Raw genomic sequence first — 14,669 nt, 5'->3', positions numbered from 1 at the left:
TCTCTAAAAATAAATCTTTGCGTATCTTTGCGCCCTTTGTGGTTTATATATAATGAATATTCAAGAAAACATCATCCAAGGCATCCAATTAGCCTTTCAAAATATCTTTAATCAAGATCTTTCCTTAGATCAAATCAGTCTTTCTCCTACCAGAAAAGAATTCGAAGGAACTTACACCTTTGTTGTTTTTCCTTTTCTAAAAGTATCGAGAACTACTCCAGAAAATACAGCCAATCAAATTGGTGAATATCTAAAGGAGAATGTTGCAGAGGTTGCAGATTTCAATGTGGTCAAAGGCTTTTTGAATCTGGTTTTGAATGAGAATTCCTGGCTGGATGTTTTTGCCAAGATTTATACAAACCCAAATTTTGGCCAGCTGCCAGCAAATGGCCAGAAAGTAATGGTGGAATATTCTTCCCCTAATACCAACAAGCCATTGCATCTAGGTCATCTAAGAAATAACTTTTTGGGTTATTCGGTTGCTGAAATCCTGAAAGCAAATGGCTACGAAGTTACCAAAGCCAACTTGGTCAATGACCGTGGAATTCACATTTGTAAATCCATGGTGGCATACCAGCATTTTGCAAATGGAGAAACTCCAGAATCTTCAGGTTTGAAAGGAGATCATTTGGCTGGAAAGTATTATGTGCTTTTTGACCAAGAATATAAAAAGCAGATCAAGGAATTGATGGCTGATGGTCAAAGCGAGGAGGAAGCTAAGAAAAATGCCCCTATCCTATTGGAAGCACAGGAAATGCTTAGAAAATGGGAAGCTAACGATGAGGCTACCGTTTCTCTTTGGAAGCAAATGAACGGATGGGTTTATGAAGGTTTCGATGCGAGTTATAAGCGTATGGGAGTTGACTTTGACAAAACCTATTACGAATCCAACACCTATTTATTAGGAAAAGACATTGTAGAAGAAGGATTGAAGAAAGAGGTCTTCTTTAAGAAAGACAATGGTTCTGTTTGGGTAGATCTTACCCCAGATGGATTGGATGAAAAACTGGTTCTTCGTGGAGATGGAACCTCGGTCTATATCACTCAGGACATGGGAACTGCCGATTTGAAATATGATGATTTCAAAATCGACAAGTCAGTTTATGTAGTTGGAAATGAGCAAGATTATCACTTTGATGTTTTGTTCAAAATCATGCAAAAACTGGGTCGTCCCTATGGTCCGGGTTTGTATCACCTTTCCTACGGAATGGTAGATTTGCCAACTGGTAAAATGAAATCTCGTGAGGGCACCGTAGTGGATGCCGATGATTTGATGCAAGAGATGGTAGATACAGCTGCTGCTCACACCAAAGAATTAGGAAAAATTGAAGGATTCACTCCTGAGCAAGCCACTGAATTGTATGAAATATTGGGGTTAGGCGCCCTGAAATACTTCCTGTTGAAAGTGGACCCTAAAAAGAGAATGCTTTTCAATCCACAGGAATCCATCGAATTCCAAGGAAACACAGGACCATTCATTCAGTATTCACATGCACGTATTGCATCCATTTTGAGAAAAGCCGATCAATTGGGTGTGGATTACTCCAACTTTGATGGTAAGGGAATCGAAAAAATAGAAGAATCTGAGTCTTCTTTGATTTTCCTACTCAATGATTTAGAAAAGAAAATCAAGCAAGCCGGAGATGATTACTCTCCGTCCATTTTGGCTCAATACCTCTTCGATTTGGCTAAGGAATACAATCGTTTTTATGCAGATTTGCCTATCTTCAATGAAAATGATCCTGCGATTCTCGCATTCCGAGTTGCTCTTTCTGCCCTAACTGCCAAAACAATCAAGAAAGGAATGAGTTTGCTAGGTATCGCAGTACCTGAACGTATGTAAGCATGAAAAATCTAGCCTTTTTAGCACTTCTTTTAGTTTCATTTGCCTGTGGCAAAACCTTGGAAAGACCAGAACATTTGGAAGCTGGTATGTTTTCTTTAACCTCAAACAAAATGGAAAGCAGCTTTTATGATTTCAAAATGAAGGACTTGGATGGGAAAGAAATTGATTTCAGCCAATACAAAGGAAAGAAAGTCCTTTTAGTAAATGTTGCCTCCAAATGTGGTTATACCCCACAGTACAAAGCCTTACAGGAATTGTATGAGAATTATGGAGACAAGATGGAAATCCTTGCCTTCCCTGCTAATAATTTTGGGGGGCAGGAACCGGGTTCCAATGAAGAAATCAAAGAATTCTGTACCGCAAACTATGGTGTTACTTTCCCTGTGTTTGAAAAAATCTCCGTGAAAGGATTTGATAAACATCCTTTGTACAGATGGCTTTCTGATGAAAAGTTGAACGGCTGGAACAATCAGGAACCTACCTGGAATTTCTGTAAATATTATGTGAATGAAAATGGGGAATTGATGAAATTCTTCCCATCTGCAGTAGCTCCATTGGATGAAGAAATCCTGGAGATTGTAGGAGCATAAATTATTCTTTTAGTGAAACAAGAAATAGCAACAAAAAAAGAAGCCTGGCTGCACGCAGTCAGGCTTCGTACTTTGCCTCTAGCTTTAGCGAGCATTTTTGCAGGATCTTTCCTAGCTGCCTGGATGGGTGAATTCAGATGGGAAATATTGCTTTTGGCATCGCTGACTACCATTTTTCTTCAGATTCTTTCCAATCTTTCCAATGATTATGGAGACACAGTCCATGGAGCTGATTCAGCTGAAAGACAAGGTCCTGTCAGAGCCGTTCAGTCTGGTTTGATTTCCTTAAAAGAAATGAAAAATGGCATGTATCTTTTTGGTGCCCTCTCTTTAGTTTCCGGTTTACTTTTGCTTTTTGTAGCCGTTCAGGATTGGGTTCTATTTGGCGTTTTCTTGATATTGGGACTTGCTGCGATTTGGGCATCTATTTCTTATACCTCCGGTAAAAACCCCTATGGTTATGCTGGTTTAGGTGATATTTCAGTGTTTATATTCTTTGGACTACTTGGTGTTTTGGGCACCTATTTCTTGCATACACTAAGCTTTGAACCTTTAGCTTTAGGAATTGCGGTTTCTTTGGGCCTTTTCAGTGCCGCAGTTCTGAATATCAATAATATCCGAGATATTGAATCGGATGTAAAAGCAGGTAAAAGATCTATTCCAGTTCGAATTGGAAGAGCAAAAGCTGTGCAATACAACTGGACCCTAATACTTGGAGGAAATGCTATACTTCTTGGTTTCGCGATCTATACCGGAAATTATTTTACTTTAATGGCTTTGATTCCTGCCATCTTGATGATTCAGGTTGGCAAAGGGGTACAAGGAGCAAAAAGTTCTCAAGAAACTGACCCTTTCCTTAAAAAAATGGCCATGAGTACTTTGCTTTGGGTGATCCTTTTTGGAGTTGGATTGCTTCTTTGAGCAAAAGGTGATAAAAGTCCTTTTTTGGTCTGTATTTTATGCTAATTTGCCATAAGCAAAAACATTTTTACCATGACAAAAGTATTAGTCCCTTTCGATTTCTCAGAACAGGCACAATATGCGCTTGATTTTACAACTGCACTAGCGGAAACTGTTGACAACGTTCAAATTGAAGTTCTCCATGTATTGGAAATCCCACCTTTGGATACTATGGGTACCATGGGAGGCGGAGTCGAGTATCCTGACTACGAAAATCAGATTTACTTTATCGAGCTGACCAAGGTCAAGAAAAAGCAAATGGCGGAGCTTGAGGAAAAATATGCTGACAAGAATTTTACCTTGAGTACTAAAGTGGTCTTTGGTAATGCTTATCAAGGTATCAGTACCTTCATTTCTGAAGAGGATCCTGACATCGTTGTCATGGGTTCCAAAGGAGCTTCTGGAATCGAGGAAGTATTGATCGGGTCGAATACTGAAAAAGTGGTTAGAAACTCAAAATGCCCTGTATTGACTATCAAATCTCCTGTTAAGCCGGAGGAAGTAGATAAGATCGTTTTTGCAAGTGATTTCAGAGATGACTCTGATGAAACAGTCAAAAACATCAAAAGCCTTCAGAAGTTGTTTAACGCTGAGCTATACTTGGTGAATGTTAACACTCCTGGAAGCTTTGAAACTACAAGAGATTCTATTTCTAGAATCAAACACTTCGTGAAAAAATATGCCTTTGAAAATGTTAAGGCAGAAATCTATAATTCTACTTCAGAGGAATCTGGAATCATTGAATTTGCAGAAGATATAGACGCGGAAATGATCGCGATGGCAACACACGGACATACTGGCTTCTTGCATTTGATCACAGGAAGTATCGCCGAAGATGTCGTCAACCATGCCAAAAGGATGGTCTGGACTTTCCGAGCCAAGTAAATCTCCTTAAATTGCCTGCCGAACGCAGGCTTTTTTATTTAAAAACCATGGGAAGAAAAAATAACGATTGGAAGAAAAGAGATGGGGTGGTTTATTCCACCAGTGATGAATTTGATTATAGCTATGACTCAGATGAAGACCAAGAGACTCTCCCTCCTTCTCAGCAAAAGCTTAAAGTGATGCTGGACAAAAAAGCCCGAGGTGGAAAGCAAGTGACTTTGGTGGATGGTTTTATCGGAACTGAAGATGATTTAAAAGAACTGGGTAAAATGCTCAAGACTAAATGCGGTGTGGGCGGTTCGGCTAAAGATGGAGAAATCCTGATTCAAGGTGATCACCGAGACAAGGTCGTTCAGGTTCTCCAAAGTGCCGGATATCAGGCAAAAAAATCTGGTGGTTAATTCTCTGAAGAAACATAAAAAAGGCTGTCAGTTTTATTCTGACAGCCTTTTTTATGTTAAAGGTTGACTTATTTCGAGTTTTTCAGAAGAAAACTAATTCCGATAATACCACCCAAAATCAAAACAAAAAGACCAATTGAAAAAGGATTGGCAAAATTAATTGTCCAGCCCATCATCCTGTTTCTTTTGGGTGGCATCAGCCTTTTATCCTCATGATTGAAGTAAAAAATCCCCCAGATCCAATTATCCGGATCCTGATTCCATTTTCTGAGTTGCTCTTTGCTTGGGTTTTGAGATTCCATTATTTTCAAAAAAAGACATTCTATTAAATATAGTAAAATTGAATGGAGTGCCTCAATTCAATCAAAACCAAATAAATTATCGTAAAAAGAAAGTTAAGCTTGGATGTTTTATTTCACTTGTTAACTTTGTCGCAAGAAATGAAAAACAACGCACTACATAGTATTTTTTCTACAACAGGCCATCAAAGGCATTTGTTGCATCATTTCCATCATTCCTCTTGAGAGGAATATTTTTACACACCCATCCGGTGACGCCGATGACAGGGATTCGGCCTTTCACCAAAATTTCATTCAGCCTTTATTACTTCTTAGCGTAACTTGCTATCATGGAAAAAATAATCCGTATTGCCGTCCAAAAAAGCGGTAGACTATCCGATGACTCACTTAGCCTAATCAAGGAATGTGGCATCAAATTTTACAATGGAACAGGGAAACTCAAATCCACTTCCACTAACTTCCCCATTGAGTTTTTATTTCTCAGAGATGATGATATTCCTGGCTATGTAGCCGATGGAGTAGCTGATTTGGGAATTGTTGGGGAAAATGAACTGGTCGAAAAAGACAAGGATGTTCAAGTATTGAAAAAGCTTGGATTCTCCAAATGTCGCCTTTCTTTGGCTATCCCAAAAGGTCAAAATTATCCAGGAATCGAGTATTTTGAAGGTAAAAACATAGCTACCTCCTATCCAAAAATCCTTGGTGACTATCTCAAATCCCAAAACATCAATGCCGAAATCCATGAGATTTCAGGTTCTGTGGAGATTGCTCCAAGCATTGGTCTCGCAGAGGGAATTTGTGATATCGTCAGTTCAGGTTCCACCTTGATGATGAACGGATTGAAAGAAGTCGAAGAGATTTTCAAATCTGAGGCTGTTTTGATCTCCAATCAAGAATTAGAAGACTGGAAAAAGGAGATTGTAGAAAAGCTTTTATTCAGAATGAATGCTGTTCAAAAAGGAAAAAGCAATAAATACGTCCTTTTGAATGCTCCCAATGAATCCATTGAGAAAATCATTAGCTTGATCCCTGGAATGAGAAGCCCTACTATCCTCCCATTGGCGCAGGAAGGCTGGTCTTCGGTACATTCAGTACTGAGCGAAGATCAATTCTGGGAAAATATTGAAGAATTGAGAGCGGCTGGAGCGGAAGGAATTTTAGTGATCCCTATTGAAAAAATGGTGATTTGATAGACCCTAAAAGCAAAGAATCATGAAAATGCTTGTCAACCCAGGGGAATCATCCTGGAAAAAAGAACTGGCTAGACCAGTTTTCAAAACCAAGGCAATCAATAAAATTGTCAAGCCCATCCTTCGAAAAGTCAAAAAGAACGGCGATAAGGCACTTTTTAAATTTGCTCATGAATACGATCATGTAGATTTGGATTCTCTTTTGGTAGAAGAAGTTGAAATTCAGGCTGCGGCGGCTGCTTTGTCTCCTGAATTGAGAGAAGCTATCCAAACTGCTAAAAACAACATAGAAAAATTCCATGCTGCCCAAGCCACTCCCGAACTGATCGAAGAGGTCATGCCAGGAGTAGTTTGCCGTAGGAAAAGCATGCCTATTCAAAAGATAGGGCTATATATTCCTGGAGGAACCGCTCCCCTTTTCAGTACAGTTTTGATGCTGGGAGTTCCTGCAAAACTGGCAGGATGCAAAGAGATCGTTCTCTGTACGCCTCCAAATCGTGAAGGAAAAATCCACCCAGCTATTCTGTACACTGCCGAATTGATTGGCATTACTAAAATCATCAAATCAGGCGGTGCTCAGGCTGTTGCTGCATTGACATTTGGAACCGAATCAGTTCCTGCTGTGGATAAAATCTTTGGCCCGGGAAACCAATTTGTTACCGCAGCCAAGCAAATGGCAACCAAATATGGTGTTGCCATCGATATGCCAGCAGGACCTTCAGAGGTTTTGGTGTATGCTGATGAAACCGCCAATCCGTCTTTCGTGGCAGCTGATTTACTTTCTCAAGCGGAACACGGAGTTGATTCCCAAGTGGTTTTGGTTAGTCCTACAGAAAAAGTGGCAAGGAAGGTTAAAAAGGAAGTAGAGAAGCAATTGGAAGAGCTTCCTCGAAAAGACATTGCCCATAAAGCCCTGAAAAACTCAGTAGCGGTTGTGATGGAGGATCCCCAATTGGCAATTGATCTAATCAACTTCTACGCACCTGAGCACCTGATTATTAGTGTAGCAAATGAGGAGGATGTGGTTGATCAAATCGTAAATGCTGGTTCTGTATTCATCGGTAATTTCACTCCAGAATCTGCAGGGGATTACGCTTCTGGAACCAACCACACCTTGCCTACCTATGGTTATGCTAGAAATTACTCTGGGGTGTCTCTAGACTCCTTTGTCAAGAAAATCACCTACCAAAAAATCTCCCCTGAAGGTTTAAAAACCTTGGGACCTGTCGTTGAGATTATGGCAGAAAATGAACTTCTGGAAGCTCACAAAAACGCAGTAACTGTCCGTCTTAATTATCTGAAAAAGAACAAAATATGAGCTTTGATCTAAATTCATTATTAAGACCTCATATCGCTCAGCTCCAACCTTACACTTCGGCGAGAGATGAGTATACCGGCAAAGAAGGAGTATTCTTGGATGCCAATGAAAACCCTTATGGATCAGTTACCGATGCAGATTTCAATCGTTACCCAGATCCCTATCAAAGTGCTTTGAAAGAAAAGATTGCTTTGATCAAAAAAGTAAGACCCAGCCAAATCTTTTTGGGTAATGGATCTGATGAGGCAATCGATCTTTTGTATCGTGCATTTTGCAGGCCCGGAATAGATAATGTGATTCTGCTACCTCCTACTTACGGGATGTATGAGGTGAGCGCATCCATCAATGACGTGGAGACTAGAAAAGTCTCTTTGACTTCGGACTTTCAACTACAGCCGGAGAAAATCTTTGATCAAATCGATTCAAATACCAAAATCATCTTTGTTTGTACTCCAAATAATCCAAGTGGAAACAAAGTAAACAGAGCTGATGTGCTTTTACTTTTAAAGCATTTTAAAGGCTTGGTGGTGGTAGATGAGGCATACATAGATTTCAATGACGAGCCTAGCTTTACCACACATTTGGACGAATATCCAAACCTCTTGGTGATGCAGACCTTTTCCAAAGCTTGGGGCTTGGCGTCTTTGCGTTTGGGGATGGCTTTTGCCTCCGAAGAGTTGATCAAGATTTTAAACAAAATCAAGCCTCCCTACAATATTTCCGGGCTGACCCAAGAAACAGTTCTTGCTGCTTTGGGAAACCAGGAAAAGGTTGAAAAAATGATTCTAGAGATTCTAAAGGAAAGAGAATTCCTCAAATCAGAATTGGAAAAGCTGGATTTTGTCAAGAAAATTCATCCTTCTCAAGCCAATTTCCTTTTGGTTCAGGTTCCTCAAGCTACTCAGATCTACAATGATTTGATTGATCAAAAAATCATCGTCCGAAACAGAGCAAAAGTTCTTCTCTGTGAAGATTGCCTGAGAATCACTGTTGGGACCAGAGAGGAAAACACAGCCTTTTTAAAAGCTTTACAAGCTGTAGTCAAACCTATTCAATCATGAAAAAGAAAGTATTATTTATAGATCGTGACGGAACGATCATCAAAGAACCACCTACTGATTATCAGGTAGATAGCCTAGAAAAACTAGAATTTATCCCTAAAGCAATTTCAAACCTAAGAAAGATTGCAGAAGAGTTAGAATATGAGTTGGTGATGGTAACCAATCAAGATGGATTGGGAACAGATTCATTTCCTGAAAAAGACTTTTGGCCTGCACAGTTCAAAATGTTGAAAACCCTAGAGCAGGAAAACATTTTCTTCACTGAAATCCACATTGATAAGACTTTCGAGCATGAAAATGCTGAAACCAGAAAACCTCGAACAGGTCTTTTGACTCAATATTTTTCAGAAGAATATGATTTGGCCAATTCATTTGTAATCGGCGATAGAGTGACTGACATTCAATTGGCAGACAATCTCGGTTCTAAAGCGATTTTTATTGGTGATTTTCAGGAAACCGCCAGCCTTTCTACCAAGGATTGGGACGAGATCTACACATTTCTAAAAATGCCTCCTCGAAAAGCAGAGGTGAAAAGAACTACTTCTGAAACTGACATCCATATCAAATTGAATCTGGACGGATCAGGGCAGTGCAAAATCAAAACAGGATTGCACTTCTTTGATCATATGCTGGAGCAATTGGGCAAACATGGATCAACAGATCTGGAAATCACTGTCAACGGTGATCTGCATATCGATGAGCATCATACCATAGAGGATACTGCTTTGGCATTGGGTGAAGCCTATTTGAAAGCTTTGGGAGATAAAAAAGGAATCTATCGCTATGGATTCTTACTTCCAATGGACGATGTCTTGGCTCAGGTTGCCATTGACTTTGGTGGAAGACCTTGGTTGATGTGGGAAGCAGATTTTAAGCGTGAAAAAGTTGGTGACATGCCTACTGAAATGTTTTATCATTTCTTCAAATCATTCTCTGATACTGCTAAATGCAATTTAAATATCAAAGCTGAAGGGGATAACGAGCATCATAAAATAGAGGCTATTTTCAAGGCTTTGGCGCGTGCAATCAAGATGGCAGTCCAAAGAGATCCACGAAATATCAATCAGCTACCAAGCACCAAGGGAGTTCTTTAACTCTTAAAGTTTGTTAAATCAGGGGTTTAGGAAGTTTTTGAAGGAAAACATTTCCTTTACCCCTTATTTTTTTGTTTATTTAGGTATGCTACGAAAAATAAGTAAACCGACTTTTATCCTCCTATTTTTTTGGATAACCTCTTGTGCCTCTGATCTTTTTCAAGCCGAAGACCTATTTTATCAAAAACAATATGAAGCAGCTATTTCAGAGCTCAATAAATATTTGTTTTTGCATGTCACAGATGTGAAGGCTCTCCATCTTAGAGCTCGTTCTTATGAAGAATTGGGAAAAATGGATGAAGCAATCGAAGACTACGAAAAAATCCTTTCAATAGATGGCAATTATGCTCAAGCAATGGCGGGAATAGGCAAAATCTATTTTAATGAAAAGGAATTTGAAAAAGCCGAATTAATTTTATTAAGGGCAGCTAAAACAGATCCTGAAGATTATGAAATTCTTTTTCTAACAGGAAGAGCTCTCCTTCAGAACCAGGATTATAAACTAGCGAACAATTTCTTCGAGAGAGCGAAAGAAATCAATGATGATGACCCTGAAATATACTTTTATCAAGGAATGGCCCGGGCATATATTGGTGATGCTTATGGTTGTGCTGGTTCCTTCAATATGTACGTAAGCAAACAACCAGACAATATGGTAGCAGTTTACAATCGAGGTTTTGCCTACATGCATTTGGGATATCTGGAATGGGCCCTTGAAGATTTTGACAACGTGTTAAAGAAAAACCCAACTCACATGGAAGCCTTAGCCAAAAAAGGCATCTGCATGGCAAAATTGGGTGATACGGATGGCTGTAATTACATTCAAAGAGCTGCAAATATGGGGTCTGACTACGCTCAGAGCAATTTGGACATCTGTTCTTAAAGCAACCTTACTTTGAGAGCCTGCTTGTAATTGGGGATAGCATTTTGGCTAAGACCAAGAAACAAATATGGCTCGATCAGTTCCAATTCCATCAAATGGAAAATCCCATTAATTACAACACCGTCTACTCTGGCGTAAAGCGTATTTCCAGCAAATTCTCTCATGATCCTTTTCGCAGATTCAAGCATAGAATCAGAAGGCTTAACTTCTTGTATGGTTCCTCCAAAATAATGCTGAACTCTAAAATCCTCTTGGGCTGGAGTTTTCAAAACTGCATGCGAAAAAACTCCATTAAAGAATAGAAGAGAGTACTCTCCTACTTCTGCGACCTCAGAGACAAAAGGCTGGACCAAAAATGCCTCATCTTCCAATAATTTAGAGATTTTTTCCTCATATTGGGACAGTTCAGAAATGTGGATTTTAAAGGTATTCTTCGCTCCCCCACTCACTAAAGGCTTGACAACAACCGTATCAGATTCTAGGCTGATCGCAGCTTTATTAAGATCACCTTTTTTGGTGATTATTTTTCCAGCAATTGTGGGAATCCCTCGCTCCTGAACCTCCAACAAATAAGCTTTGGTGCTATTCCAACGAATTGTATCCAGATCATTTAATGCAGGAATCCCCAATTCTTTCATTTTTTCGATCCACTCCAAAAATTGAGGATAATAATCAAAGTAATCCCAAACTGACTTAATCAATAAGCAAGAAAACCCCTCCCAATCGACCTTTGGGTCCGACCACGCTACAACCTGGTTTTCTATGCCTAATTCAGTAAGGATATTGGATAAGATTTCATCTTCATTGATCGAGTTGGCATCATAGGCTCCAACAGAAAAATACGAAACGATGGCTACTCTAGGGTTCATATCAAATTTTTCCCAAAAGTACTCTTTCGCTAAAAATTGCAAAGCCATTCTTCAAATACCATCAGGAAACCTTACTTTTGGGCTTTCACCCAAAATATGGACCACAGAAAACTCGTTATCATCCCCACCTACAATGAGATCGAAAACATCTCAGACATGATCCAAACTGTGATGGATCTGGAGGGTAATTTTGAACTTTTGATCATAGATGACGGATCTCCTGATGGTACAGCCAAAGTTGTCATCGATCTCCAGGACAAGTTTCCTGAAAGACTTCATTTAGTTCAAAGAAAGGGCAAATTAGGATTAGGAACAGCCTATATCAACGGTTTCAAATGGGCTTTAAGAAAAGGCTATGATTACATTTTTGAAATGGATGCCGACTTTTCCCATAATCCCAATGACTTGATCAGTCTATATAAAGCTTGCGCTGAGGAAGGCTTTGACATGAGTATAGGTTCGCGCTATATCACGGGTGTCAATGTTGTAAACTGGCCAATGGGACGTGTTTTGATGTCTTATTTTGCCTCTGTTTATGTGAAATTCATAACTGGACTTCCTATCAAAGATGCGACAGCAGGTTTCAAATGCTATCACAAATCAGTCCTTCAAGGCATCAATTTGGATGAAATCCGATTTATTGGTTATGCTTTCCAAATTGAGATGAAATTCACCGCCTGGAAATTGGGATTCCAGATCAAAGAAGTTCCGATTATTTTTACCGATCGAACCAAGGGAACTTCAAAAATGAGCAAAGGAATCTTTAAGGAGGCTGTTTTTGGAGTGATTTGGATGAAAGTCAAAAGTATCTTCTCCCCTTACCGAATCAATCAAACCGAATCGATTGAATTGGATTCACCCTTGAAATAACCAAGACAGGGATCCATAGCACTGCCGCTGTCAATGCTGCAATTCCTATATTAATTGCAATAAAAATTGGCCAATTCCAATCTATGGGAACATAGCTCATATAGTAGCTTTCTGGATCCAAAGGAATCAAATGGAATAAGTCTTGAAAAATCCCAAAACCAAGCCCTATCGCATTTCCGATTAACAAACCTCTTCCAAGGATTCGCATTCCATTCCAGAAGAAAATCTTACGAATCTGCTGATTTCTTGCGCCTAGAGCCTTCAAAAGGCCTATCATTTGGGTTCGCTCCATGATGAGGATAAATAGGATTGCCGCCATATTGAAAATGGCAACAAAACCGATCAATCCTATAAATACATAGACATTGGTATCCAAAAGTTTGAGCCAATCGAAGATCTCCAGAAATTTATCTTGCGAATCGATCAGCTTAAGGTCCAGGTCCAAATTTTCTTCAATGGTCTCAAAAACCTTTCTGGTTGGCTTTTTATTTACAAAAATCTCTAAGCCACCGATTTCATCTTTTGCCCAACCATTCAGGTTGCGGATAGTCTGTAGTTCCCCGATGATGATTTTTTCATCAAAATTTTCGAGATAGGTCTCATAAATCCCTACAAGTTCTACTCTTCTGTATCGGGGTGGATCCTGTACGAAATAGAGAATAATCCGATCACCGACTTTCAGTTGAAGTCGATTTGCAATCACCGAACTAACCATTAATTCATTGGATGTTCCTTCCTCTGGAATCCGGATCAACCTTCCTTCCTTGAGGTAATTTTTAAAAGTCAGAGTATCAAAGTCTTGCCCCACTCCTTTCATCAACACTCCTTCCACTTCCTGGTCTCCTTTGATCAGAGCGGCCTTATGGGCAAAAGATTGAACCCGATCGATCACGGGAATTTGGCTATAATTTTGTGCAAAGTCGCTCTGAAGGGAAAAAGGGCTCTCCTCAAAAGCATTGCTCATGGTAAAACGCTGCACCTGATATTGACCGGTAAAGCCATATACTTTGTTTGCAACAGTCTTTTGAAACCCTCCCAACACCATAAAAGAAAGTATTGACACTGCCAGGCCTAAAGCCAAACTGCCAACAGCAATCAAGTGGATCGTTGATGAAAATCCACCTGTTTTTCTAAAACTGATTCTTTTGGCTATGAAATAGGAAAGGTTCAATGGAGTGATTTAATTTGTCCAATTACTGCGCAAAATAGCATGAAGCACATGAAAAACTTATTCTTAGTCATTTTTTTGAGCGCCTTTTTAGGTCTCTTTGGATTGTTTAATTCTCAAACACAAGGCCAAATCATTATGGGTGATGAGAGACCTGAGCTCTATCTCCCTATGCTTCAAGGGAAAAGAGTCGGAATCGTAGCCAATCAAACTTCCATTATGCCCCAAAAGGAAAATAAACACATTGTGGACTTTTTGTTGGAGCAGGGAGTTGATCTCAAAAAAGTATTCGTTCCCGAGCATGGGTTCCGTGGCACTGCAGATGCCGGAGAAAAAGTAGATAATAGCGTAGATCAAAAAACTGGATTGCCGATCGTTTCACTTTATGGTAAAAACAGAAAGCCCACGGCAGCTCAGGTTCAGGATTTAGATGTCATACTTTTTGACTTGCAGGATGTCGGAGTCAGGTTTTATACCTACATCTCCACAATGCATTATATCATGGAGGCTGCTGCCGAAAATGGTAAAAAAGTGATCATTTTTGATCGGCCTAATCCAAATGGAGATTACATCGCTGGACCGATTTTAAAGGCAGGTTTCGAGAGTTTCGTTGGAATGCATCCAATCCCGATTGTGCATGCCTTGACTGTTGGAGAGTTGGCACAAATGATCAATGGAGAAAAGTGGCTTAAAGGAGCAAAAACCTGTGAATTGGATATCATTCCGATGGAAAACTGGACTCATACCACTTCCTATGCAATTCCCGTAAAACCTTCTCCAAACCTTCCAAACGATCTTTCTATCAGATTATATCCAAGTACCTGCCTATTTGAAGGAACCGTCATTTCTTTGGGAAGGGGAACCTATTTTCCTTTCGAGGTATACGGATACCCAGACCCCAAATTCGGCGATTTCACATTCACTCCTGTTAGTATTGATGGGATGTCCAAAACCCCTCCTCATCAAGATAAACTTTGTTACGGTAGAGATTTGAGAGGTGAATCGATGGACCATCACTTCACCTTGGAGTATCTGATGGAAGCTTATCAAAAGTCTGGGATGAAAGAGAAGTTCTTCAACAACTATTTCAATACGCTTTTGGGAACTGATGAAATCAAAAAAGCCATGCTTGCCGGTAAATCAGGTCAGGAAATAGAGCAATCTTGGAAATCCGGAATTGAGGCTTACAAAGTCATGAGGAAAAACTACTTGATTTATCCTTAATCTTCTGATTA

Annotated in this window: 15 protein-coding genes; 12 read left to right on the top strand and 3 right to left on the bottom strand. The window is 39.7% G+C overall.

The features are described 5' to 3' along the window. The first annotated feature begins 52 nt into the window (after nt 1-52). The 5 genes from argS to BUF13_RS01700 all read left to right on the top strand — a co-directional run bounded on the left by argS (nt 53) and on the right by BUF13_RS01700 (nt 4,682). Complete coding sequence (gene argS, locus BUF13_RS01720) at nt 53-1,843, top strand: arginine--tRNA ligase (protein ID WP_073570019.1); 1,791 nt, start codon at nt 53-55, stop codon at nt 1,841-1,843. Between the two features lie 2 nt (nt 1,844-1,845). Beyond that, nucleotides 1,846-2,436, top strand: coding sequence for a glutathione peroxidase (locus BUF13_RS01715; RefSeq protein ID WP_073570018.1), 591 nt, complete (start codon nt 1,846-1,848; stop codon nt 2,434-2,436). Between the two features lie 12 nt (nt 2,437-2,448). Next, a complete protein-coding gene (locus BUF13_RS01710; RefSeq protein WP_073570017.1) occupies nt 2,449-3,357 on the top strand; it encodes a 1,4-dihydroxy-2-naphthoate polyprenyltransferase in 909 nt (302 codons plus the stop codon). 72 nt (nt 3,358-3,429) lie between these two features. Then, entirely contained in the window at nt 3,430-4,281 is an 852-nt protein-coding gene (locus tag BUF13_RS01705) for a universal stress protein (protein ID WP_073570016.1), read from the top strand. Nucleotides 4,282-4,328: 47 nt separating this feature from the next. Next, nucleotides 4,329-4,682 (top strand): translation initiation factor, encoded by a 354-nt coding sequence (locus BUF13_RS01700; protein ID WP_073570015.1) that lies wholly within the window; start codon nt 4,329-4,331, stop codon nt 4,680-4,682. Nucleotides 4,683-4,750: 68 nt separating this feature from the next. Here BUF13_RS01700 and BUF13_RS01695 read toward each other — a convergent pair whose 3' ends face one another. Next, nucleotides 4,751-4,984, bottom strand: a complete 234-nt coding sequence (locus BUF13_RS01695; RefSeq protein WP_073570014.1) for a DUF5808 domain-containing protein — start codon at nt 4,982-4,984, stop codon at nt 4,751-4,753. 326 nt (nt 4,985-5,310) lie between these two features. Here BUF13_RS01695 and hisG point away from each other — a divergent pair, with 326 nt between their 5' ends. The 5 genes from hisG to BUF13_RS01670 all read left to right on the top strand — a co-directional run bounded on the left by hisG (nt 5,311) and on the right by BUF13_RS01670 (nt 10,527). Next, on the top strand, nt 5,311-6,171 hold the full coding sequence (gene hisG / locus BUF13_RS01690) for an ATP phosphoribosyltransferase (protein WP_073570013.1): 861 nt from the start codon (nt 5,311-5,313) through the stop codon (nt 6,169-6,171). Between the two features lie 22 nt (nt 6,172-6,193). Then, nucleotides 6,194-7,489: a histidinol dehydrogenase gene (gene hisD, locus BUF13_RS01685; protein ID WP_073570012.1), complete on the top strand. Its 1,296-nt coding sequence runs from the start codon at nt 6,194-6,196 to the stop codon at nt 7,487-7,489. Then, a complete protein-coding gene (gene hisC / locus BUF13_RS01680) occupies nt 7,486-8,550 on the top strand; it encodes a histidinol-phosphate transaminase (protein ID WP_073570011.1) in 1,065 nt (354 codons plus the stop codon). The genes hisD and hisC overlap by 4 nt, the downstream gene beginning before the upstream one ends. Then, nucleotides 8,547-9,644 (top strand): bifunctional histidinol-phosphatase/imidazoleglycerol-phosphate dehydratase HisB, encoded by a 1,098-nt coding sequence (gene hisB, locus BUF13_RS01675; RefSeq protein ID WP_073570010.1) that lies wholly within the window; start codon nt 8,547-8,549, stop codon nt 9,642-9,644. The genes hisC and hisB overlap by 4 nt, the downstream gene beginning before the upstream one ends. Nucleotides 9,645-9,729: 85 nt before the next feature. Continuing rightward, nucleotides 9,730-10,527, top strand: a complete 798-nt coding sequence (locus BUF13_RS01670; protein WP_073570009.1) for a tetratricopeptide repeat protein — start codon at nt 9,730-9,732, stop codon at nt 10,525-10,527. On the opposite strand, the gene BUF13_RS01665 is transcribed toward BUF13_RS01670, so the two are convergent. Then, entirely contained in the window at nt 10,524-11,396 is an 873-nt protein-coding gene (locus tag BUF13_RS01665; RefSeq protein ID WP_073570806.1) for an ATP-grasp domain-containing protein, read from the bottom strand. The two genes, BUF13_RS01670 and BUF13_RS01665, sit on opposite strands and share 4 nt — an antisense overlap. 96 nt (nt 11,397-11,492) lie before the next feature. Here BUF13_RS01665 and BUF13_RS01660 point away from each other — a divergent pair, with 96 nt between their 5' ends. Continuing rightward, entirely contained in the window at nt 11,493-12,266 is a 774-nt protein-coding gene (locus BUF13_RS01660) for a polyprenol monophosphomannose synthase (RefSeq protein WP_073570805.1), read from the top strand. Here the strand turns inward: BUF13_RS01660 and BUF13_RS01655 are convergent. Continuing rightward, a complete protein-coding gene (locus BUF13_RS01655) occupies nt 12,223-13,437 on the bottom strand; it encodes an ABC transporter permease (protein ID WP_073570008.1) in 1,215 nt (404 codons plus the stop codon). The two genes, BUF13_RS01660 and BUF13_RS01655, sit on opposite strands and share 44 nt — an antisense overlap. A gap of 48 nt (nt 13,438-13,485) precedes the next feature. Between BUF13_RS01655 and BUF13_RS01650 the strand changes: the two genes are divergently transcribed. Further along, nucleotides 13,486-14,658: an exo-beta-N-acetylmuramidase NamZ family protein gene (locus BUF13_RS01650; RefSeq protein ID WP_083586341.1), complete on the top strand. Its 1,173-nt coding sequence runs from the start codon at nt 13,486-13,488 to the stop codon at nt 14,656-14,658. Nucleotides 14,659-14,669: the final 11 nt, after the last annotated feature.

The sequence above is a fragment of the Algoriphagus zhangzhouensis genome, from assembly GCF_900148515.1.
Classification (GTDB): Bacteria; Bacteroidota; Bacteroidia; order Cytophagales; family Cyclobacteriaceae; genus Algoriphagus; species Algoriphagus zhangzhouensis.
Note: the sequence above shows the minus strand (reverse complement) of the source record. Positions and strands in the feature narration are given on the sequence as shown.